Genomic DNA, 21,292 nt, shown 5'->3' with positions numbered 1-21,292 from the left:
GGAGATGTGTATAAGGGGCAGGCGTGGCGACGGAAGAGCGCGAACTCGTCGTCGGCGACGTGGCGTTGCCCCTTCCCCCTCTGGGGGAAGGCAGGGGTGGGGGCAGCCGCGGGCGCAGCGTGCCCCCGCCCCAGCCCTCCCCCAGCGGAGGAGGGAGTCATCATCCCGTCCAGATGCCCATGGACGTGCTGCTCGGCAAGCCGCCCAAGATGCACCGCGATGTGGCCCGCATCCACCGCACCTTCAAGCCGCTGGAGCTCACGGGCGTGGACCTTCAGCAGGCCGCGATCCAGGTGCTGTCGCATCCGACCGTGGCCTCCAAGCGCTTCCTGGTGACCATCGGCGACCGCACGGTGGGCGGTCTGTCGCACCGCGACCAGATGGTCGGCCCCTGGCAGGTGCCGGTGGCCGACTGCGCCGTCACGCTGGCCGACTTCCAGGGCTTCGCCGGCGAGGCCATGAGCATGGGCGAGCGCACGCCGCTGGCCGCCCTGGACGCCGCGGCCTCCGGCCGCATGGCCGTCGCCGAAGCCATCACCAACCTGCTGGCCGCGCCCATCGAGCTGGCACGCGTCAAGCTGTCCGCCAACTGGATGGCGGCCTGCGGCGAGCCGGGCGAGGACGCGGCGCTCTACGAGACGGTCAAGGCCGTGGGCCTGGAGCTGTGCCCGGCGCTGGGCGTCTCCATTCCCGTGGGCAAGGATTCGCTGTCCATGCGCACGCAATGGGCCGAGGGCACCGACAAGAAGAAGGTCAGCTCGCCGGTGAGCCTGATCGTCAGCGCCTTCGCCAGCATCGACGACGTGCGCGGCACGCTCACGCCGCAGCTCGATGCGCAGGAGCCCGACACCACCCTGGTGCTGATCGACCTGGGCCGCGGCCAGCACCGCATGGGCGGCAGCATCCTGGCGCAGGTGCTGGGCCAGACCGGCGACCGCGTGCCCGACCTGGACGATCCGCAGTTGCTGGTCAGGACGGTGGATGCCGTCAACCAGCTGCGCGCCGAAGGCAAGCTGCTCGCGCTGCACGACCGCAGCGACGGCGGCCTGTTCGCCGCCGCCTGCGAGATGGCCTTCGCCGGCCACGTGGGCGTGTCGCTCAACGTCGACCTGCTCGTCACCGAAGGCGACGGCATCAGCGACAGCCGCATGGAGACGGGCGATGCCAAGAACTGGGCGCAGCAGGTCAGCGCCCGCCGCGAGGAGCTCACGCTCAAGGCGCTGTTCAACGAAGAGCTGGGCCTGCTGCTGCAGGTGCGCACGGCCGAGCGCAACGAGGTCATGCAGACGCTGCGGGCGCACGGCCTGTCCGTCTTCAGCCACTTCGTCGGCAAGACCCGGCCCGAGAGCTCGCCCATCGACGCCGGCAAGCGCAAGGTCGAGGTCTGGCGCGACACCAAGGCCGTGTTCAGCGCCACCGTGGCCGACCTGCACCAGGTGTGGGACAGCGTGAGCTGGAAGATCTGCCGCGAGCGCGACAACCCCGACTGCGCCGACGCCGAGCACGCCGCCGCCGGCGATCCGGCCGACACAGGCCTGCATGTGCACCTGCCCGAGGGCTTCGGCCGTGCACCCGCTTTCGTGGGCAGCGCCCGGCCGCGCGTGGCTATCCTGCGCGAGCAGGGCGTCAATTCGCATGTGGAAATGGCCTATGCCTTCCACGAGGCCGGTTTCGAGTCGGTCGACGTGCACATGACCGACCTGCAGAGCGGCCGCGCCGACCTGGCCCGCTTCCAGGGCATCGTGGCCTGCGGCGGCTTCAGCTACGGCGACACGCTGGGAGCCGGCATCGGCTGGGCGCGCAGCATCACCTTCAACCCGCGTCTCGCACAGCAGTTCGGCGACTTCTTCGGCCGCACCGACACCTTCGGCCTGGGCGTGTGCAACGGCTGCCAGATGTTCGCCGAGCTGGCCGACATCATCCCGGGCGCGCAGGACTGGCCGCGCTTCACCACCAACCGCAGCGAGCGCTTCGAGGCCCGTCTGTCGCAGGTGGAAGTGCTCGACTCGCCCAGCCTGTTCTTCGCCGGCATGGCCGGCGCCCGGGTGCCGATCGCCGTCGCGCACGGCGAGGGCTATGCCGACTTCCGCCACCGCGGCAATGCCGACGGCGCCATCGCGGCCATGCGCTTCGTGGACCATGCCGGCCAGCCGACCGAACGCTATCCGCTCAACCCCAACGGCAGCGCCGGTGGCCTGACGGCGGTGACCACGGCCGACGGCCGCTTCACGGCCATGATGCCGCACCCGGAGCGCGTGTTCCGCAACGTGCAGATGAGCTGGACGTCGGGTGACCGCGCCGAACGCAGCCCCTGGATGGAGATCTGGCGCAACGCGCGCCGCTGGGTGGGATGAACTCGAGCGATCTGGCCGCGTGCCGGCGCTATGGCGCTAAGCGATGCGGCCTACCTGACCCGCCACCACTTGCCACTGCCCGCTCGCGCGGGACCACAGCCGCGTATACGCATGGATGCCGTCGATGCGCATGTCGCCAAAACGGCCGACCAGCTTGGCCTTGGTGGTCGTGAACACCATGTTCTCGACGCGGTGCAGGTCGCATGAAAGAACGTCGAGCCTCTCCAGCTTGAGCAGGCCCGACTGGTGCGCCGACAGGTCCTGCGCCTTGCCCAGCACCGAGCCGTCGGGCCCCGTGAACACCAGGCCCTCGTCGATCAGCGCCGACAAGCCTTCGACATCGCTGGACAGCATCGCCAGACGCAATTGCGCCTCGCAAGTCTTCACTTCTTCGAGTTCATTCATGAGTCCGACCTCCTGAGGAATGGCACCCTAACAGATGTCGATGACCGCGAGGGTCCAGCGGCCACGTGCCACGACGCCTTTCAGCCTGGATGTCATGGGTTTTGGCAAGCGCGCAGTCTCTCGCCGCTGGCGCTGCTCGACAGCACGCATACTCGCGCCATGCAACTGCACCAGATCACCGTCGAATACGTCGCCGCCGAAGACCGTCTGCTGATGCACCTCAGCACGACGGCCGGCGAGCGGCTCAGCCTGTGGCTGACGCGCCGGTTGCTGCTGGCGCTGCACGCACCGCTGCATCAGGCGGTGTCGCGCGCCCATGTGGCGGCGGAGTGGGGGACGGTGCCGTTGCCAGAGGGCGCGGCCGACCTGCTGGCCGAATCGGCCCGGGCCCAGGCCCTGCGCGATGCCGACTTCGACACGCCTGCCCAGCCCGCGCCGCCGGGCGTTGCCGCCGGTGCCATTCCCGTGGTAACCGAGGTGACGCTGTCGGTGCCCACGGGCGCCGAGGCGGCGGGCCACCTGTCGATCCGCTGGCGCATCGGCGACGGGCGGGACGTGGATCTCAACGTGCCCGCGGCCACCGCCACGGCGCTGCAGACCCTGCTGCTGCAGGCCGCGGAACGCGGCGGCTGGGGCCTGCCGGCCGCGCCGGCCCCCAACGAAACGGCCCGGACGCAGGGCGCATCCGGGCCGTCGTTCATCAACTGAGATCGGTCAGGCGAGGCGCCTGCGCCGGTTCAAGGACTGCACCGCCAGGCGCGCCAGCAGGGGCGTGCCCGCAGCACCAGGCCTTATTCCACGCGCGCCTTGCTGCGCAGCTCTTCCTGGTACTTCTGCAGCTTCTGCTGCTGCATCTGCTGCGTCAGCTGGGCCTTCACCTCGTCTAGCTTGGGGAACTGCATGTCGCGCGTGTCGTCCAGGCGGATGATGTGCCAGCCGAACTCGGTCTTGACCGGGGCGCTGGTGGTCTCGCCCTTCTTCAGCTTGACCATGGCCTGCGAGAACTCGGGCACCAGGCTGGCGGGCGTGGTCCAGTCCAGGTCGCCGCCGTTGGCGCCGGAGCCCGGGTCCTTCGAATACTTCTTGGCCAGGTCCTCGAACTTGGCGCCCTTCTTGAGCTCGGCCAGGATCTTGTTGGCCTCTTCCTCGGTGGGCACCAGGATGTGGCGGGCGTGGTATTCCTTGCCGCTGTTGGCCGCGGCGATCTTGTCGTACTCGGCCTTGACCTCGGCGTCGGTCACCGGATGGGTCTTGCGGTAGTTGTCGAAGAGCTGGCGGATCAGAATGGCCTGGCGGGCCAGTTCCATCTGGGCCTTGAACTCGTCGCTGCCGTCCAGGCCCTGCTTCTGGGCTTCCTGCATGAACACTTCACGCGTGATCACTTCCTCGCGCAGCTGGTCCTGCATCTCCGGTGTGACGGGGCGGCCGGCGGCGGCCAGCTGCTGGGCCAGCACTTCCATCCGCGCCTTCGGCACGGGCTTGCCGTTGACGATGGCGGCGTTCTGCGCCAGGGCAGGCAGCGAAGCCGCCAGTGCGGCAGCGGCCAGGACGTGGAGCACTTGTTTTTTCATGATCGGAGAACGGCTAGGAGGAAGGGATGGCGCCGGAAAGCGGGCCGATGAGGAAGAAGGGGAGGGGAGAAGGCGGCCTTGCGGCGGAAGCCGGGTGGACCGGTGCGGCGCGTGGCTCAGAGTGTCTCGATGGCGATCGCGTGCAGGCCGCGGGCTACAAAAGGCTGGACGGCATCATACACAAGGCGATGCCGCGCCACCCGCGTGCGCCCCTCGAACAAGGGGGAGGCGACGCGCACCCGGAAGTGGGTGCCCCAGCCCGCCGGGCCGGCGCCCGAATGCCCCGCGTGGGCAGCGCTTTCGTCGAGGACTTCGAGCTGCGTGGGCTGCAGCAGCGCGCGCAGCGCGGCTTCCAGTTCCTCCACGCGCGGCAGGCCGGCGGCGGCGCCCGTCATGCGGACTCCTTGTCGGCCGGCGGGTTCTGCAGGTGCGGCGCGACGTACAGGCCCTGCGCCACCAGGAAGGCAATCGGGAAGACGTAGCCCCAGAGCTTGAAGTTGACCCAGGCGTCGGTGCTGAAGTACAGCGCCACGTAGGCATTGATGGCCGACATGAAAGCGCAGTAGACGACCCAGGCCACGCCCAGGCGGCGCCAGATGCGGTCGGGCAGCACCAGCTGGCTGCCCAGCAGCATCTTGAGCACGTTGCGGCGCAGGCCCCACAGGGCCACGGCGAGCGCGATGGCCATGGCGCCGTAGAGCACCGTCGGCTTCCACTTGATGAAGCGGTCGTCGTGCAGCGCGAGCGTCAGGCCGCCGAACAGCAGGATCAGCACCAGCGTCGCCTTCTGCATGGGCTGCAGCCGGTGCTCCATGGCATAGACGATGGCCATCTGCACCACCGTGGCGGCCATGAGCACGCCGGTGGCCACGTAGATGTCGTAGAACTTGAAGGCGCCGAAAAACAGGACGATCGGCAGGAAGTCGAGCAGGGCTTTCATGCGGGAATGGGGTGGGCGCCTTCGGGGTGGCTCACTCGGCGTCTTCGGGCTTGAAGTCCAGCGAGGCCGAGTTCATGCAGTAGCGCAGGCCGGTGGGCGCCGGCCCGTCGGGGAAGACATGGCCCAGGTGCGCGCCGCACTGGCTGCACACGGTCTCGGTGCGCACCATGCCGTGCGAGCGGTCGACGTGCTCGGTGATGGCGCCGGGCACGGCCTCGGCCGAGAAGCTGGGCCAGCCGCAGCCGGCGTCGAACTTGGTGTCGGAGTCGAACAGCTTGGCGCCGCAGCAGATGCAGTGGTAGCTGCCGTCGGCCCAGTGGGCTTCGTACTTGCCGGTGAAGGGCCGCTCGGTGGCGGCATGGCGGGTGACGTTGAAGGCGGCGGGCTCGGCGCCCTTTTCGGCCAGCAGGGCCTTCCATTCGGCGTCGGTCTTGCGGATGGTCGGTTCGGTCATGAGGAGCAGCTGATTTCGATGGCGGACGCCCAGTCGGGCGGGAAGTCGGCATAGGCATCCATGCCGGGATGCTCGTCAAATGGGGCCTCCAGCAGCCCAAGCAAGGTGTGGACGCCGGAGAAGTCGCCCGTCTGGGCTGCTTCGATGGCCTGCTGGCCCAGGTGGTTCCGCAGCACGAAGCGCGGATTGGCGCGCAGTGTAGCGACGGCCGCCGCGGCGTCGGCCCCGGTCGGCCGGCGCTCGAAGGCCGACAGCCAGTGCCGCCAGCTGGTGCGGTCGACGAACAGCTCGTCCAGCGGATCGGCCGGGCCGCCGGCGCGGTAGTGCGCGAAGCGGCGCCAGAAGATGGTCCAGTCGATGCGCTCGGCGGCCATCACGCGCAACAGCGCCTCCAGCAGCGCAGCGTCGCCGGCCACCGGCTGGGCCAGGCCCAGCTTGGCCAGCATGGCGGCCTCGAAGCGCAGCGGGAAGACCTCGCGGTAGGACTGGAGGGCTGCCAGCGCCAGTTCTTCCTCGCCGATCAGCGGCATCAGCGCCTGCGCCAGGCAAAAGAGGTTCCAGTAGGCGACGTTGGGCTGGGCGTTGTAGGCATAGCGGCCCTGCGAATCGCTGTGGTTGCAGATGTGGCCGGGATCGAAGCCGTCGAGGAACTGGAAGGGCCCGTAGTCGATGGTCAGGCCCAGGATGGACATGTTGTCCGTGTTCATCACGCCGTGGCAGAAGCCCACGGCCTGCCACTGCGCCATGAGCGCCGCGGTACGCTCGCTCACGGCATTGAGCAGGCTGGCGTAGGCATTGCCGCCGAAGCGGGTGTCGCTGCGGCAGCCGGGATAGAAGCGGTCGATGACGAAGTCGGCCAGCTGGCGCAGTTCCTCGTGCTGGCCGCGGCCGGCGAAGTGCTCGAAATGGCCGAAGCGGATGAAGCTGGGTGCGACGCGGGTCACGACGGCGGCCGTCTCGACCGTCTCGCGCGCGACAGGCGCGGGCGAGCCGACCAGCGCCAGCGCGCGCGTGGTCGGGATGCCCAGGGCATGCATCGCCTCGCTGCACAGGAATTCGCGGATGCTGGAGCGCAGCACGGCCCGGCCGTCGCCCATGCGCGAATAGGGCGTGCGGCCCGCGCCCTTGAGCTGGACCTCGAAGCCGCTGTCGGTCTCGCCGAGCAGGATGGCGCGGCCGTCGCCCAGCTGGCCGGCCCAGACGCCGAACTGGTGGCCGCTGTAGACGGTGGCCAGCGGCTCGCTGCCCGCGGGCACAGCATTGCCGGCCAGGAGCTCCAGGGCATCGGGCGATTCGAGCCAGTCGCGCGACCAGTCCAGCAGCTGCCGCGCCGGCTCGCTGGCGGCGATCAGCGTGGGCGAGGGCAGGGGCGTGGGGCGCAGGCGGGTGTAGAAGGCCGGGCCGAGGCCGGCGAAACCTTCACGCCAGTGCGGTGCGGCGTGGCCCTGTACGCCGGGGGCGGAGGGGCTGGACGAGGGCTGGGAACGCATCGACGGATTGTCCGTGAAGCCCTTTCGCCCGCCGGACTTACGGGGATTCCCGATGCGGCGGCCATGCTGCACCGCGCAATACTCATGCGCTTTGCCGCTAGCCACCAAGGAGCCTCCCACATGCTGGGCCTGATGCAAGACCGCCCCCTGCTGATTTCCAACCTGCTCGAATTCGCCGAGCGCCATCATGGCGACGGCCAGATCGTGTCGCGCCGGGTGGAGGGCGACATCCACCGCTACACCTGGGCCGACTGCGCACGCCGTGCGCGGCAGGTCGCCAACGCGGTCGAGGCCGAGGGCCTGCTCTTCTCCGACCGGGTGGCCACGCTGGCCTGGAACGGCTACCGCCACCTGGAGCTGTACTACGGCGTCTCCGGCAGCGGCCGGGTGCTGCACACCATCAACCCGCGCCTGCATCCCGACCAGATCGCCTGGATCGCCAACCATGCCGAAGACCAGGTCCTGTGCTTCGACCTGAGCTTCCTGCCGCTGGTGCAGGCCGTGCACGCGCGCTGCCCGACGGTGAAGAAGTGGGTCGCCCTGTGCGACGCCGACAGGCTGCCGGCCGACAGCGGCATCCCCGGCCTCGTCAGCTACGAAAGCTGGATCGGCGGCCAGCCCGACACCTACGACTGGCCCAGCTTCGACGAGAACTCGGCTTCCAGCATGTGCTACACGAGCGGCACCACGGGCAACCCCAAGGCCGCGCTCTACAGCCACCGCTCGACCATCCTGCACGCCTACGCCGCCTGCCTGCCCGACGTGATGTGCCTGTCGGCGCGCGACTCGGTGCTGCCGGTGGTGCCCATGTTCCACGTCAATGCCTGGGGCATTCCGTATTCCGCGGCGCTGGTGGGCGCCAAGCTGGTGTTCCCCGGCCCGGCGCTGGACGGCAAGTCGGTCTACGAGCTGATCGAGGCCGAGGGCGTGACCTTCGCCGCCGGCGTGCCCACCGTCTGGCAGATGCTGCTGGGCCACATGCAGGCGCAGGGCCTCAAGTTCGGCAAGCTCAACCGCACGGTGATCGGCGGCTCGGCCTGCCCGCCGGCCATGATCAACGCCTTCCGCGAGCAGTACGGCGTGGACGTGCTGCATGCCTGGGGCATGACCGAGATGAGCCCGCTGGGCACGCTGTGCACGCTCAAGAACAAGCATTTGTCGCTGCCCGCGCAGGAGCAGCTGGCGCTGCGCATGAAGCAGGGCCGCGCCATCTTCGGTGTGGACATGAAGATTGTCGGCGACGACGGCCAGGAACTGCCCTGGGACGGCAAGACCTACGGCGACCTGCTGGTCAAGGGCCCGTGGATCGTCAAGGAATACTTCAAGGGCGAGGGCGGCAACCCGCTGCAGGCCGGCAACTGGTTCCCCACCGGCGACGTGGCCACCATCGACGCCGACGGCTTCATGCAGATCACCGACCGCAGCAAGGACGTGATCAAGTCGGGCGGCGAATGGATCAGCTCCATCGACATCGAGAACATCGCCGTGGCGCATCCGGCCGTGGCCATGGCGGCCTGCATCGGCGTGTTCCATCCCAAGTGGGACGAGCGGCCCATCGTGGTCGTGGCGAAGAAGGCCGGGGCGGAGGTCACGCGCGAGGAACTGCTCAAGTTCTACGAGGGCAAGACGGCCAAGTGGCAGATCCCGGACGACGTGGTCTTCGTGGAGGCGATCCCGCTGGGCGCCACCGGCAAGATCCTCAAGACGCGCATCCGCGAGCTGCTCAAGGACTACAGGCTGCCGGGCCTCTGAGCCGTTGGCGGCGGGCTGTCGCCTGCGCGATAGGGAAGGCCGCCTCCGCGGCTTTTTTTTCGGGTGTTCCCTGAGGGGCGGATCGGGCCGGGTGGCTACGCTGCGCGGACACCACATCCGAGGAGACCGTTCGATGAAGATCCGCTACCAGAGCCTCGCCGCCGCTGCCCTGGCCGTGATGGCGACCAGTGCCTTCGCCCAGAAGGGCGAGACCGTGAAGATCGCCTGGATGGACCCGCTCTCCGGCCTGATGGCGGCCGTCGGCACCAATCAGCTCAAGACCTACCAGCTGCTGGCCGAGCACTTCAACAAGAGCAATGCCTCGGGCGTCAAGTTCGAGATCATCGGCATCGACAACAAGCTGAGCCCGCAGGAGACCACGGCCGCACTGCGCTCCGCCATGGACCAGGGCGCGCGCTACGTGACCCAGGGCAATGGCTCGGGCCCGGCCCTGGCGATCATCGACGCGCTGGAAAAGCACAACGCGCGCAACCCCGGCAAGGAGGTCGTGTACTTCAACTACGCGGCGGTGGACCCGGATCTCACCAACGGCAAGTGCAGCTACTGGCATTTCCGGCTGGACGCCGACACGTCGATGAAGATGGAGGCGCTGACCACCTACATGAAGGACCAGCAGGACATCAAGAAGGTGTACCTGATCGGCCAGAACTACTAGCACGGCCAGCAGGTCAGCAAGTTCGCCAAGGAGAACCTGGCGCGCAAGCGGCCGGACGTGCAGATCGTCGGCGACGACCTGCATCCGCTGGCGCAGGTGCGCGACTTCGCGCCCTACATCGCCAAGATCAAGCAGTCGGGCGCCGACACGGTGATCACCGGCAACTGGGGCTCCGACCTGGCGCTGCTCATCAAGGCCGCCAACGATGCCGGCCTGCTGGACACGGTGAAGTTCTACACCTACTACGCCTTCGGCTCGGGCGCGCCCACCGCCATGGGCGCGAGCGCGGCCGGCAAGGTCTACGTGGTGGGCTACGGCCACTACAACATGGGCCCGCCCATCCAGCCGCTGATGGCCGACTTCAAGAAGCGCATGAACGACGACATGACGCAGAACTCGATCTATCACACCTTCGCGCTGCTGGACGCGGCCTTCGTCAAGACGAAATCCACCGACCCGGTGAAGGTGGCCGCCGCGCTGGAGGGCATGACCGTCAAGAGCTTCAACGGCGAGGTCGAGATGCGCAAGGCGGACCACCAGCTGCAGCAGGGCCTGTACATCACCCGCTGGGACAAGGCCGGCGGCAAGTATCCCTACGACGCGGAGAACACCGGCTACACCTTCGCCCCGGTCAAGTACTACGAGCCCTACGTCGCCAGCACCCCCACCAGCTGCCAGATGAAGCGGCCCTGAGGCCCGTGCACCAGGGCCGTGCTACCGCAGGGTAGAAGGCAGCTTCGGCGCCTGTCGCACGGGTGATAGAAAAGGCAGTCTCCAGAGGGGAATCGCGGGGCTTTCCCCTAGCGAGCGGGCGCTGAAGCACTGTACGCTCGTGCAAGTTCCAGCACCGGAACACCACTCAGGAGACATGCCTTGAAGACCATTTTCAAATTCACCGCCGCGGCCTGCGTCCTGGCCTTCGGCAGCAGCGCTTTTGCCCAGCAGGGTGAGACCGTCAAGATCGCCTGGCTCGATCCGCTGTCGGGCCTGATGGCGGCGGTGGGCACGAACCAGCTCAAGACCTTCCAGTTCCTGGCCGAGGAGTTCAACAAGAAGAACGCGGCCGGCGTGAAGTTCGAGATCATCGGCATCGACAACAAGCTCAGTCCGCAGGAAACCACCGCGGCCCTGCGCTCGGCGATGGACCAGGGTGCGCGCTACGTGGTGCAGGGCAACGGCTCGGGCCCGGCGCTGGCCATCATGGACGCGCTCGAGAAGCACAACGCCCGCAACCCCGGCAAGGAAGTGGTCTACATCAACTACGCCGCGGTGGACCCGGACCTGACGAACAGCAAGTGCAGCTACTGGCACTTCCGCCTGGATGCCGACACCTCCATGAAGATGGAGGCGCTGACCACCTACATGAAGGACCAGCAGGACATCAAGAAGGTCTACCTGATCAACCAGAACTATTCGCATGGCCAGCAGGTCAGCAAGTTCGCCAAGGAGAACCTGGCGCGCAAGCGGCCGGACGTGCAGATCGTGGGCGACGACCTGCATCCCCTGGCGCAGGTGCGTGACTTCGCGCCTTACATCGCCAAGATCAAGCAGTCGGGCGCCGACACGGTGATCACCGGCAACTGGGGCTCCGACCTGGCGCTGCTCATCAAGGCGGGCAACGACGCCGGCCTGAACGTCAAGTACTACACCTACTACGCCGTGACCAGCGGCACGCCCACGGCCATGGGCGCCGCGTCGGACGGCAAGGTCTACCAGGTGGGCTACAGCCACTACAACGCCGACGGCCCGATCAAGCCGCTGACCGAGGCCTTCAAGAAGAAGTTCAACGACGACATGTACACGACCGACATCTACACGGTCTATGCCATGTTGACCGACGCCTTCGTCAAGACCAAGTCCACCGACCCGGTGAAGGTGGCGGCGGCCATGGAAGGCATGCGCTTCAAGAGCTTCAACGGCGACGTCGAGATGCGCAAGACCGACCACCAGCTGCAGCAGGGCCTGTGGATCACCCGCTGGGAGAAGGCCAGCGCCAAGTACCCGTACAGCCCCGAGAACACGGGCTACACGCTGGCGCCGGTCAAGTTCTACGAGGCCTACGTGGCGAGCACGCCGACCAGCTGCCAGATGAAGCGGCCCTCCTGATACCGTCGGGTAGAACGGACGCGGCGCCGGGGTGCCGGCCGCCGCGTCCGGCACCCCGGAACGCCGTCTGGCGTTGCATGCGCCAAACCCGGTCCCGTCGCCACGCGGCGCCGGCCTCCGGCACCCGGGCCGGATGTTTTCCTGAGGTTCGACGACAGTGGAATTCTTTCTCATCTCCCTTCTGAACGGCGTGAGCTACGGCCTGCTGCTGTTCATGCTCAGCTCGGGCCTGACGCTCATCTTCAGCATGATGGGCGTGCTGAATTTCGCGCACACCAGTTTCTACATGCTGGGTGCCTACTTCGCCTACACGCTGTCGGGCCTGCTCGGCTTCTGGCCGGCGCTGTTCATCGCACCGCTGCTGGTGGGCGCGCTGGGCGCCGCCTTCGAGCGCTACAGCCTGCGCCGGGTGCACAAGTTCGGGCACGTGCCCGAACTGCTGGTCACCTTCGGCCTGTCCTACCTCATCCTTGAAGTGGTGCAGCTGGTGTGGGGCCGCTCCACCGTGCCCTACGGCCTGCCGGCCGCGCTGCAGGGGCCGCTGTTCACCATCTACGGCACGCAGTTCCCCAAGTCGCGCTCCTTCATCATGCTGGTCGCGCTGCTGATGCTGGTGGCCGTGTGGCTGCTGTTGACGCGCACCCGCATCGGGCTGGTGATCCAGGCGGCGCTTAAGCATCCCGAAATGGTGGAGGCGCTGGGCCACAACGTGCCGCGCGTGTTCATGCTGGTGTTCGGCGGCGGCGCGGCGCTGGCCGGCCTGGCGGGCGTGATCGGCGGCAACACCTACGTCACCGAGCCGGCGATGGCGGCGTCGGTGGGCTCCATCATCTTCGTGGTGGTGGTGGTGGGCGGCATGGGCTCGCTGGCCGGCGCCTTCCTCGCTTCGCTGCTGATCGGCATCGTGCAGACCTTCGCCGTGGCGCTGGACCAGTCCATGGCCTCCGGCCTGCGCGCCCTGGGCATGGCGGTGACCGACCAGACTTTCGGCTATCCGCTGCTCAAGCTCACCATTTCCCAGGTGGCGCCGATCCTGCCGTACCTGTTCCTGGTGCTGATCCTGATCTTCCGGCCCAAGGGCCTGCTGGGCACCCGCGAGGACTGACCGATGAGCGCCGTTCCCATGACTTCACCTTCGTCCTACTACCGCTTCAAGCCGCTCAACCTGGGCCGCATCCTCGTCTGGGGGCTGTTCGCGCTGGCGCTGATCGTCGCGCCGCTGCTGTTCACCAGCAGCCTGGCGCTGACCATGCTCTCGCAGATCGGCTACCTGATCATCATCTGCCTGTCGTACAACATCCTGCTGGGGCAGGGCGGCATGCTGAGCTTCGGCCATGCGGTGTACACGGGCCTGGGTTCCTTCATCGCGGTGCATGCGATGAACATGGCGTCCAAGGGCCAGGTGCCGGTGCCGCTGGTGCTGATCCCGGTGGTGGCCGGCGTGGCGGGGGCCCTCTTCGCGGCCATCTTCGGCTTCGTCACCACCAAGAAGTCGGGCACCACCTTCGCCATGATCACGCTGGGCATCGGCGAGCTGGTGGCGGCCATGTCGCTGATGTTCCCGGGCTTCTTCGGCGGCGAGGGCGGCATCACGACCGACCGCGTCTACGGCAAGTTCCTGGGCTGGAACTTCGGCCCGCAGATCCAGGTGTACTACCTGATCGCCGTCTACTGCTTCATCTGCACGGCGCTGATGTTCGCCTTCACCGGCACGCCGCTCGGCCGCATGCTCAATGCGGTGCGCGACAACCCCGAGCGGGTGGAGTTCGTGGGCTACAACACGCAGCGGGTGCGCTACCTGTCCTTCATCATCGCCGGCTTCTTCGCGGGCATCGGCGGCGGGCTGGCGGCCATCAACTTCGAGATCGTGAATGCGTCGGACAGCCTGTCGACCATCCGTTCGGGCGGCTACCTGCTGTTCACCTTCCTGGGCGGCGCCACCTTCTTCTTCGGGCCGATCATCGGCGCGGTGCTGCTGGTCTTCGCCTCGATCCTGCTGTCGGAGCTGAGCAAGGCCTGGCTGCTGTACCTCGGCCTGGTGTTCCTGTTCATGGTGATGTTCGCGCCCGGCGGCGTGGCCAGCCTGATCATGATGAACGTGCGCGTGGCGCGCTTCGGCAAGCTGGGCCGTTTCGGCTGGCTCTATGCCGGGCTGGCCGCCACCGGCGCGGTCATGATCGCCGGCTTCGCGGCGCTGGTGGAGATGATCTACCACATGCAGCTCAACGCGGCCCTGGGCCCCACGGTCGAGTTCTTCGGCGTGGCTCTCGACACCTCGTCCACCGCGCACTGGGTGGGCGCCTGCGCCGTGGCGCTGGCCGGCCTGGCGCTGTTCGACCAGGTGCGCCGCCGCTTCGCCCACCGCTGGGGCCAGGCGCAGGAGGAGATCGAGGCCCAGATCAAGCGGCAGGAGACGGCGGCATGAGGACGCGGTGCATGTGCCGCCGAACCCCGTCCACCCGCCTGGAGACCCGAGCATGAGCAACAGCGAATACGCGATCGAGCTGAAGGAACTGCGCAAGAGCTTCGGCCGCACCGAGATCATCCGCGGCGCCAACCTGGCGGTGCGCGCCGGCGAGCGCATCGCCGTCATCGGCCCGAACGGCGCGGGCAAGTCCACGCTGTTCAACCTGATCAGCGGCCGGCTGCATCCCACCAGCGGCGAGGTGCTGCTGCACGGCGAGCGCATCGACGGCCTGCCGCCGTACGAGATCAACCGCAAGGGGCTGTCGCGCAGCTTCCAGATCACCAACATCTTCCCCAAGCTGTCGGTGTTCGAGAACCTGCGCTGCGGCGTGCTGTGGAGCCTGGGCTACCGCTACACCTTCCTGCGCTTCCTGTCGCGGCTGGACGATGCCAACGAGCGCACCGAGCTGCTGCTGCGCCAGGTAGGCCTGGAGCGCAAGCGCGACGTGCTGGCCGTGAACCTCACCTACGCCGAGCAGCGCGCACTGGAGATCGGCGTCACCATCGCCGGCGGCGCCAACGTGATCCTGCTGGACGAACCCACGGCCGGCATGAGCAAGACCGAGACCACGCACTTCATCAACCTGATCAAGGAAGTGACCGTCGGCAAGACGCTGCTGACGGTGGAGCACGACATGGGCGTGGTCTTCGGCCTGGCCGACAAGATCGCGGTGGTGGTGTACGGCGAGGTCATCGCCTTCGACACGCCCGAGGCCGTGCGTGCCAATGCGCGCGTGCAGGAGGCCTACCTGGGCTCTCCGGTCGCCGACGCCCAAGGAGGACACTGAGATGACGCTCAAGGTCGAAGACCTGCATGCCTACTACGGCAAGAGCCATGTGCTGCATGGCGTGTCCTTCGCCATCCAGCCGGGCGAGATCGTGGCGCTGCTGGGCCGGAATGGCTCGGGCCGCTCCACCACGGCCAAGGCCATCATGGGCCTGGTGCACGGCGAGGGCGCGGTGCACTGGAAGGGCCAGAACATCCTGCGCCGCAAGGCCTACGAGATCGCGCACCTGGGCATCGGCTACGTGCCGGAGAACCGCGACGTCTTCCCCAAGCTCACCGTGCACCAGAACCTGATGCTGGGCCAGAAGGGCGCCGGCAAGGGCAGCCGCTGGGGCTTCGACGACATGTACCAGATGTTCCCGCGCCTCAAGGAGCGGCAGCACACCGAGGCCGGCGTACTCTCGGGCGGCGAGCAGCAGATGCTCACGCTGTGCCGCACGCTGATGGGCGACCCCGAACTGATCATCATCGACGAGCCCACCGAGGGCCTGGCGCCCAAGATCGTCGAGCTGGTGGGCCAGTACCTGCGCACGCTCAAGGACAAGGGCGTGTCGGTGCTGCTGATCGAGCAGAAGCTGACCATCGCCATGCACATCTCCGACCGCGCGCTGGTCATGGGCCACGGCAGCATCGTCTACGACGGCACGCCCGACGGCCTGCGCGCGGACGCCAACATCCGCAAGGAATGGCTGGAAGTCTGATCGTTTCCCCCAAGGGCCTTGGCCCTGCCGCAGCAAGGGGCGCGAGCCCCTTCTTTTTTGCCTTCGCGCAGGCCTCGGTGCAAGCTTGCCGTTCTTTGTCCCGGGAGCGACTGGCAGCGGTTGTCGCGACATGCGATCTGCCTAGAATGCCCCGAAAAGAACACTCGTGCTTTTTTAGGAGGCAGCAATGCACGCCGGGCCCGCCGGCGACCTGCGCATGGCTCCGAACGCTCCCTCATCGCAACCCAAGGAACGCAGCATGACGGCTGAATACAAAGTCCACGGCGACGTGGCCGTGATCACCATGAGCAACCCGCCGGTCAACGGCCTGGGCTATGCCACGCGGGTCGGCATCACCGACGGCCTGGCCAAGGCCCTGGCCGACGCGGCCGTCAAGGCCGTGGTGATCACCGGCGCCGGCAAGGCCTTCTCGGGCGGCGCGGACATCAAGGAATTCGGCTCGCCCAAGGCGTTGGCCGAGCCCAACCTGCTGTCGGTGATCCTGGCGCTGGAAGCCTCGACCAAGCCGCTGGTGGCGGCCATCCATTCGGTCTGCATGGGTGGCGGTCTGGAGCTGGCCCTGGGCTGCCACTACCGCGTGGCGGCGCCCGGCACCAATGTGGCCTTGCCTGAAGTCAAGCTGGGCCTGATCCCCGGCGCCGGCGGCACGCAGCGCCTGCCGCGCGTGCTGGGCGTCGAGGCCGCCCTCAACATGATCGTGAGCGGCGAACCGGTCAAGAGCGAGCGCCTGGCCGGCCTGCCGGGCCAGAAGCTGTTCGACAAGATGGCGGCCTCGGCCGAGTCGGTGCTCGAGGAAGCCATCGCCTTTGCCCGCGACGTGGCAGCCAAGGGCGGCGACCTGCCGCTGATGCGCAACCTGCCGTGCCGCCATCCGCAGGGCGATGCCTACTTCCAGTTCGCCAAGAACATGGTGGGCGGCATGTCGAAGAACTACCCGGCGCCGCTCAAGTGCGTGGAGGCGGTGCAGGCGGCCACCAAGATGAAGTTCGACGAGGGCATGGCCTTCGAGCGCCAGAACTTCATCGGCCTGATGTTCACGCCCGAGTCTGCGGCCCTGCGCCACCTGTTCATGGCCGAGCGCGCCGCCGGCAAGATCGCCGACGTGCCCGACGACACGCCGCAGCGCGCCGTCAAGACGGTGGGCGTGATCGGCGCGGGCACCATGGGCGGCGGCATCAGCATGAACTTCCTGAATGCCGGCATCCCGGTGACCATCCTCGAGATGAAGCAGGAAGCGCTGGACCGGGGCGTGGCCACCATCCGCAAGAACTACGAGGCGCAGGTCAAGAAGGGCAAGCTCAAGCCCGAGAAATACGATGAGCGCATGGCGCTGCTCAAGACCACGCTGAGCTACGACGACCTGAAGGACTGCGACCTGATCATCGAGGCCGTGTTCGAGGAACTGGGCGTCAAGGAGAAGGTGTTCACCCAGCTGGATGCCGTGGCCAAGCAGGGCGCCATCCTGGCCTCCAACACCTCTACGCTCGACGTCGACAAGATCGCGGCCTTCACCAAGCGCCCGCAGGACGTCATCGGCATGCACTTCTTCAGCCCGGCCAACGTGATGAAGCTGCTGGAAGTGGTGCGCGGTGCCAAGACCGGCAAGGACGTGCTGGCCACGGTGATGAGCCTGGCCAAGAAGATCAAGAAGACGGCCGTGGTGTCGGGCGTGTGCGACGGCTTCATCGGCAATCGCATGATCGAGCAGTACAGCCGCCAGGCCGGCTTCCTGCTGGACGAAGGCGCCACGCCGGCGCAGGTGGACAAGGCGGTCGAGAAGTTCGGCTTCGCCATGGGTCCCTTCCGCATGGGCGACCTGGCCGGCAACGACATCGGCTGGGCGATCCGCAAGCGTCGCTCGGTCGAGCAGCCCGACATGAAGTACAGCCGCACCGCCGACAAGCTGTGCGAACTGGGCCGCTTCGGCCAGAAGACCGGCGCCGGCTGGTACGACTACCAGGCGGGCAAGCGCGACGCGATCCCGTCGAAGCTGGTGGAGGACATGATTGCCGAGCACCGCAAGGAGCTGGGCATCACGCCGCGCAAGATCAGCGACGACGAGATCGTGCAGCGCCTGGTGTACGCGCTGGTGAACGAGGGCGCGCACATCCTGGAAGACGGCATCGCCAGCAAGGCCAGCGACATCGACATGGTCTACATCACCGGCTACGGCTTCCCGATCTTCCGCGGCGGCCCGATGCACTACGCCAGCCAGCAGGGCCTGTTCAACGTGGTGCAGGCGATGCAGCGCTTCGGCCGCAACCCGAACGACGACGCCAGCTTCTGGGAGCCGGCGGGGCTGATCCGCAAGCTGGCGGCCGAGGGCAAGGGCTTCGACCAGGCCTGAGACGCTGAGCGACTGACGCGCCACCGAGCCGACTGCCAATGATCCGCCGCCTTCTGCTGATCCTGCTCGCCGTGCTGGTACTGCTGGCCGCGGCGCTGGGCATCAACACCTGGCGCCAGGGTTCGCGGCAGCTCGCCCTGGCGCCTGCGCCGAAGGCGGACGTCGACCTCGCCTCGGCGGCGCAGCGGTTGGCCGGGGCGGTGCGCTTTCGCACCATCTCGGCCATGGACGGCGCGGGCGAATCCGGCGCCGAGTTCGATCGGTTCCAGGCTTACCTGGCCCAGCAGTTCCCGCGCGTGCACGGTGCGCTGCGCAAGGAGGTGGTGGGCCGGCATGCGCTGCTCTTCACCTGGGAGGGCGGCGACCCCAAGGCGCCGCCCGCCGCGCTGATGGCGCACCAGGACGTGGTGCCCATTGCGCCCGGCACCGAGCGGGCCTGGAGCGTCGATCCCTTTGCCGGCGAAGTAAAGGACGGCTTCATCTGGGGCCGCGGCACCATGGACGACAAGGGCAACCTGCTCGCCCAGCTGGAAGCCGTCGAATCCCTGCTGGCGGCCGGTTTTCAGCCGCGCCAGACCCTCTATTTCGTGATGGGCGACGACGAAGAGGTCAGCGGCCTGCGCGGCGCCAAGCCCATCGCCGAGCTGCTGCAGTCCCGCGGCGTGCAACTGGACTGGGTGCTGGACGAGGGCCTGCTGGTGCTCGACGGCGTGCTGCCTGGCCTGTCCAAGCCCGCTGCCTTGGTGGGCCTGGCGGAGAAGGGCTACGCCACCTTCTTCCTCACGCTCGACACCGCGCCCGGCCATTCCTCCATGCCGCCGGCGCACAGCGCCATCGGCCGCATGAGCGCGGCGCTGGCCCGGCTGGAGGCCTCGCCCATGCCCGGTGCCATCCGCGGTGTGGCCGGCCAGATGTTCGGCACCCTGGCGCCGGAGATGAGCCCGCTCAACCGCGTGATGCTGTCCAACCTGTGGCTCACCGAGCCGCTGGTGCGCGGCCAGCTCGAGAAGAGCCTCAGCAGCAATGCCATGCTGCGCACCACCACGGCGCTGACCATCGTGCGCGCCGGCAACAAGGACAACGTGCTGCCCGGCCGCGCCGAGGCGGCCGTCAATTTCCGCGTGCTGCCCGGCGACACGCTGGCGAGCGTGCAGGCCCACCTGAAGAAGGCGCTGGCCGACGACGCCATCCAGATCAGGGCCTATCCGGGCAATGCCGAGCCCTCGCCGGTGTCGCCCACCGACAGCAGCGGCTACGCGCTCATCGAGCGCAGCATCCGCGAGCGCTTTCCCGATGCGGTGGTGGCCCCGGGGCTGATGACCGCGGCCACCGATTCGCGCCATTTCACGGGCATTTCGAAGGCGGTCTACCGCTTCTCGCCCATCCGTGTGAGCAACGAGGACCTGCCTCGCTTCCACGGCACCAACGAACGCCTGAGCATCGACGCCTACGGCGACATGATCGGCTTCTACCAGCAGCTGCTGCGCAACGCGTCGCAGCCGGCTTCCGTTTCCGCCTCCATTCAAAGGAAGACACCATGACCCGCGCCGTGATCGTTTCCACCGCCCGTACGCCGCTCGCCAAGAGCTGGAAGGGGGCCTTCAACATGACCCACGGCGCCACGCTGGGCGGCCATGCCGTGCAGCATGCGGTGCAGCGCGCCGGCATCGACGGCGCCGAGGTCGACGACGTCATCATGGGCTGCGCCACGCCCGAAGGCGCCACCGGCAGCAACATCGCGCGCCAGATCGCGCTGCGCGCCGGCCTGCCCGTCACCACCTCGGGCATGACCATCAACCGCTTCTGCTCCTCGGGCCTGCAGACCATCGCCACCGCCGCCCAGCGCATCATCGCGAACGAGGGCGAGGTGTACGTGGCCGGCGGCGTGGAAAGCATCTCCTGCGTGCAGAACGAGGCCAACAAGCACATGCTGGCCGACCCCTGGCTGGTGAAGAACAAGCCCGAGATCTACTGGAACATGCTGCAGACCGCCGAGCAGGTCGCCAAGCGCTACAACATCGGCCGCGAGGCCATGGACGAGTACGGCGCCCGCAGCCAGCAGCGCGCCACCGCCGCCCTGGAGGCCGGCAAGTTCAAGGACGAGATCGCCCCCATCACCGTGCTGGCCGGCGTGGCCGACGGCCAGCTGGGCCTGATCACCAAGGAAGTCACCGTCGAGAACGACGAAGGCATCCGCCCCGGCACGACCAAGGAAGGCATCAGCGGCATCCGCCCGGCCATCCCGGGCGGCCTGATCTCGGCCGGCAACGCCAGCCAGTTCTCCGACGGCGGCGGCGCCTGCGTGGTGGTCGACGAAGCCTATGCCGAGCGCAAGGGCCTCAAGCCCCTGGGCCGCTTCCTGGGCTTCGCGGTGGCCGGCTGCGAGCCGGACGAGATGGGCATCGGCCCGGTCTTCGCGATTCCCAAAGTGCTCAAGAAGCTGGGCCTGACGGTGAACGACATCGACCTGTGGGAGCTGAACGAAGCCTTCGCCGTGCAGGTCATCTACTGCCGCGACAAGCTGGGCCTGCCCGACGACCGCCTGAACGTCAACGGCGGCGCCATCGCCGTCGGCCATCCCTACGGCGTGAGCGGCCAGCGCCTGACCGGCCACGCGCTGATCGAAGGCAAGCGCCGCGGCGCGAAGAAGGTGGTGGTGACCATGTGCATCGGCGGCGGCATGGGTGCCGCCGGCGTGTTCGAGGTGCTCTGATCCCCGGAAAACGCGCACCCGGGGCATGGCGATGAAGGTCGATCTGCCCACGCTGCAGGGCTTCTTCGCCAGCGCGCCCTTCATGGCCGATCTGGGCGTGCAGGCCACGGGCGGCGAGGCCGGGCGGGTGTGCACGGCGCTCACGCTCGCGCCGCGCCACCTGCAGCACACCGGCGTCGTCCATGCCGGCGTGATGGCCTCCATCGCCGATCACACCATGGGCGCGGCGGCGCAGACGATGGCGCCCGAAGGCTTCTGGATCGTCACCGCCGAGTTCAAGACCACGCTGCTGCGCGGCGCCCGCGGCGTGCGGCTGGAATGCGAGGCCTGGGTGCTGCGCGCGGGGCGGCAGCTGAGCTTTGCCGAGGCCGAGGTCTACGCCGTGGCGGCCGACGGGCAGCGCACGCTGGCCGTCAAGGCGGCGGGCACCATGGCCCTGGTGGCGGCGCGGGGCTGAGCCCACCAGGCCGGGCCGACCTGGCCCGCAACCCGCGCCGCCGTCCGGCGCG

The 21,292-nt window shown here is 68.1% G+C and carries 17 protein-coding genes and 2 pseudogenes; 13 read left to right on the top strand and 6 right to left on the bottom strand.

Annotation, left to right across the window (positions count from 1 at the left end; translation table 11 throughout):
* Positions 1–20 precede the first annotated feature (20 nt).
* A pseudogene (purL, locus tag NS331_RS00230) lies at positions 21–2,354 on the top strand (phosphoribosylformylglycinamidine synthase); the annotation flags it as partial.
* 36 nt (positions 2,355–2,390) lie between these two features.
* On the opposite strand, the gene NS331_RS00225 reads toward purL, so the two are convergent.
* Entirely contained in the window at positions 2,391–2,759 is a 369-nt protein-coding gene (locus tag NS331_RS00225) for a nuclear transport factor 2 family protein (protein WP_058640018.1), read from the bottom strand.
* A gap of 159 nt (positions 2,760–2,918) precedes the next feature.
* On the opposite strand from NS331_RS00225, the gene NS331_RS00220 reads away from it, so the two are divergent.
* Positions 2,919–3,467, top strand: coding sequence for a hypothetical protein (locus NS331_RS00220; protein ID WP_058640017.1), 549 nt, complete (start codon positions 2,919–2,921; stop codon positions 3,465–3,467).
* 83 nt (positions 3,468–3,550) lie between these two features.
* Here NS331_RS00220 and NS331_RS00215 read toward each other — a convergent pair whose 3' ends face one another.
* The 5 genes from NS331_RS00215 to NS331_RS00195 form a co-directional block, all read right to left on the bottom strand.
* Positions 3,551–4,330 (bottom strand): foldase protein PrsA, encoded by a 780-nt coding sequence (locus NS331_RS00215; protein WP_058640016.1) that lies wholly within the window; start codon positions 4,328–4,330, stop codon positions 3,551–3,553.
* Between the two features lie 116 nt (positions 4,331–4,446).
* On the bottom strand, positions 4,447–4,725 hold the full coding sequence (locus NS331_RS00210) for a BolA family protein (RefSeq protein ID WP_058640015.1): 279 nt from the start codon (positions 4,723–4,725) through the stop codon (positions 4,447–4,449).
* Positions 4,722–5,270 carry a septation protein A gene (locus tag NS331_RS00205; protein WP_058640014.1) on the bottom strand — a complete coding sequence of 183 codons (549 nt, stop codon included), beginning with the start codon at positions 5,268–5,270 and terminating at the stop codon, positions 4,722–4,724. Before NS331_RS00205 ends, NS331_RS00210 begins: the two co-directional genes overlap by 4 nt.
* A 31-nt stretch (positions 5,271–5,301) precedes the next feature.
* Positions 5,302–5,724: a peptide-methionine (R)-S-oxide reductase MsrB gene (gene msrB, locus NS331_RS00200; protein WP_058640013.1), complete on the bottom strand. Its 423-nt coding sequence runs from the start codon at positions 5,722–5,724 to the stop codon at positions 5,302–5,304.
* Positions 5,721–7,214, bottom strand: coding sequence for a protein adenylyltransferase SelO (locus NS331_RS00195; RefSeq protein WP_058640012.1), 1,494 nt, complete (start codon positions 7,212–7,214; stop codon positions 5,721–5,723). The genes msrB and NS331_RS00195 overlap by 4 nt, the downstream gene beginning before the upstream one ends.
* A 120-nt stretch (positions 7,215–7,334) precedes the next feature.
* Between NS331_RS00195 and NS331_RS00190 the strand changes: the two genes are divergently transcribed.
* From NS331_RS00190 to NS331_RS00140, 11 genes and pseudogenes are all read left to right on the top strand, one after another.
* Positions 7,335–8,966 (top strand): 3-(methylthio)propionyl-CoA ligase, encoded by a 1,632-nt coding sequence (locus tag NS331_RS00190; protein WP_058640011.1) that lies wholly within the window; start codon positions 7,335–7,337, stop codon positions 8,964–8,966.
* Positions 8,967–9,099: 133 nt separating this feature from the next.
* Positions 9,100–10,335, top strand: a pseudogene (locus NS331_RS00185) (branched-chain amino acid ABC transporter substrate-binding protein).
* A 180-nt stretch (positions 10,336–10,515) separates the two neighbouring features.
* Positions 10,516–11,748, top strand: coding sequence for a branched-chain amino acid ABC transporter substrate-binding protein (locus NS331_RS00180; RefSeq protein WP_058640010.1), 1,233 nt, complete (start codon positions 10,516–10,518; stop codon positions 11,746–11,748).
* Between the two features lie 157 nt (positions 11,749–11,905).
* Entirely contained in the window at positions 11,906–12,853 is a 948-nt protein-coding gene (locus tag NS331_RS00175) for a branched-chain amino acid ABC transporter permease (RefSeq protein ID WP_058640009.1), read from the top strand.
* 3 nt (positions 12,854–12,856) lie between these two features.
* Complete coding sequence (locus tag NS331_RS00170; protein WP_058640008.1) at positions 12,857–14,173, top strand: branched-chain amino acid ABC transporter permease; 1,317 nt, start codon at positions 12,857–12,859, stop codon at positions 14,171–14,173.
* Positions 14,174–14,225: 52 nt separating this feature from the next.
* The gene (locus NS331_RS00165) at positions 14,226–15,002 is read left to right on the top strand and encodes an ABC transporter ATP-binding protein (protein ID WP_058640007.1); all 777 of its coding nucleotides are present in this window, start codon (positions 14,226–14,228) and stop codon (positions 15,000–15,002) included.
* A gap of 1 nt (position 15,003) precedes the next feature.
* The gene (locus NS331_RS00160; RefSeq protein WP_058640006.1) at positions 15,004–15,702 is read left to right on the top strand and encodes an ABC transporter ATP-binding protein; all 699 of its coding nucleotides are present in this window, start codon (positions 15,004–15,006) and stop codon (positions 15,700–15,702) included.
* A 259-nt stretch (positions 15,703–15,961) separates the two neighbouring features.
* A complete protein-coding gene (locus NS331_RS00155) occupies positions 15,962–18,070 on the top strand; it encodes a 3-hydroxyacyl-CoA dehydrogenase NAD-binding domain-containing protein (protein ID WP_058640005.1) in 2,109 nt (702 codons plus the stop codon).
* Positions 18,071–18,108: 38 nt separating this feature from the next.
* Positions 18,109–19,611 carry a M20 family peptidase gene (locus NS331_RS00150; RefSeq protein ID WP_058640004.1) on the top strand — a complete coding sequence of 501 codons (1,503 nt, stop codon included), beginning with the start codon at positions 18,109–18,111 and terminating at the stop codon, positions 19,609–19,611.
* On the top strand, positions 19,608–20,783 hold the full coding sequence (locus NS331_RS00145; protein WP_058640003.1) for an acetyl-CoA C-acyltransferase: 1,176 nt from the start codon (positions 19,608–19,610) through the stop codon (positions 20,781–20,783). Before NS331_RS00150 ends, NS331_RS00145 begins: the two co-directional genes overlap by 4 nt.
* Before the next feature lie 25 nt (positions 20,784–20,808).
* Positions 20,809–21,240, top strand: coding sequence for a PaaI family thioesterase (locus NS331_RS00140; RefSeq protein ID WP_058640002.1), 432 nt, complete (start codon positions 20,809–20,811; stop codon positions 21,238–21,240).
* Positions 21,241–21,292 lie beyond the last annotated feature (52 nt).

This window comes from Pseudacidovorax intermedius, from assembly GCF_001476815.1.
Lineage (GTDB): Bacteria > Pseudomonadota > Gammaproteobacteria > Burkholderiales > Burkholderiaceae_C > Xenophilus > Xenophilus intermedius_A.
The sequence above is the reverse complement of the archived record's forward strand: the minus strand, read 5'-3'. Positions and strand labels throughout refer to the sequence as shown.

What these genes read in the sequence shown, in the direction of transcription:
- NS331_RS00225 (WP_058640018.1), bottom strand. Translation starts at nt 2,759, where the DNA reads ATGAATGAACTCGAAGAAGTGAAGACTTGCGAGGCGCAATTGCGTCTG.
- NS331_RS00220 (WP_058640017.1), top strand. Translation starts at nt 2,919, where the DNA reads ATGCAACTGCACCAGATCACCGTCGAATACGTCGCCGCCGAAGACCGT.
- NS331_RS00215 (WP_058640016.1), bottom strand. Translation starts at nt 4,330, where the DNA reads ATGAAAAAACAAGTGCTCCACGTCCTGGCCGCTGCCGCACTGGCGGCT.
- NS331_RS00210 (WP_058640015.1), bottom strand. Translation starts at nt 4,725, where the DNA reads ATGACGGGCGCCGCCGCCGGCCTGCCGCGCGTGGAGGAACTGGAAGCC.
- NS331_RS00205 (WP_058640014.1), bottom strand. Translation starts at nt 5,270, where the DNA reads ATGAAAGCCCTGCTCGACTTCCTGCCGATCGTCCTGTTTTTCGGCGCC.
- msrB (WP_058640013.1), bottom strand. Translation starts at nt 5,724, where the DNA reads ATGACCGAACCGACCATCCGCAAGACCGACGCCGAATGGAAGGCCCTG.
- NS331_RS00195 (WP_058640012.1), bottom strand. Translation starts at nt 7,214, where the DNA reads ATGCGTTCCCAGCCCTCGTCCAGCCCCTCCGCCCCCGGCGTACAGGGC.
- NS331_RS00190 (WP_058640011.1), top strand. Translation starts at nt 7,335, where the DNA reads ATGCTGGGCCTGATGCAAGACCGCCCCCTGCTGATTTCCAACCTGCTC.
- NS331_RS00170 (WP_058640008.1), top strand. Translation starts at nt 12,857, where the DNA reads ATGAGCGCCGTTCCCATGACTTCACCTTCGTCCTACTACCGCTTCAAG.
- NS331_RS00165 (WP_058640007.1), top strand. Translation starts at nt 14,226, where the DNA reads ATGAGCAACAGCGAATACGCGATCGAGCTGAAGGAACTGCGCAAGAGC.
- NS331_RS00160 (WP_058640006.1), top strand. Translation starts at nt 15,004, where the DNA reads ATGACGCTCAAGGTCGAAGACCTGCATGCCTACTACGGCAAGAGCCAT.
- NS331_RS00155 (WP_058640005.1), top strand. Translation starts at nt 15,962, where the DNA reads ATGACGGCTGAATACAAAGTCCACGGCGACGTGGCCGTGATCACCATG.
- NS331_RS00150 (WP_058640004.1), top strand. Translation starts at nt 18,109, where the DNA reads ATGATCCGCCGCCTTCTGCTGATCCTGCTCGCCGTGCTGGTACTGCTG.
- NS331_RS00145 (WP_058640003.1), top strand. Translation starts at nt 19,608, where the DNA reads ATGACCCGCGCCGTGATCGTTTCCACCGCCCGTACGCCGCTCGCCAAG.
- NS331_RS00140 (WP_058640002.1), top strand. Translation starts at nt 20,809, where the DNA reads ATGGCGATGAAGGTCGATCTGCCCACGCTGCAGGGCTTCTTCGCCAGC.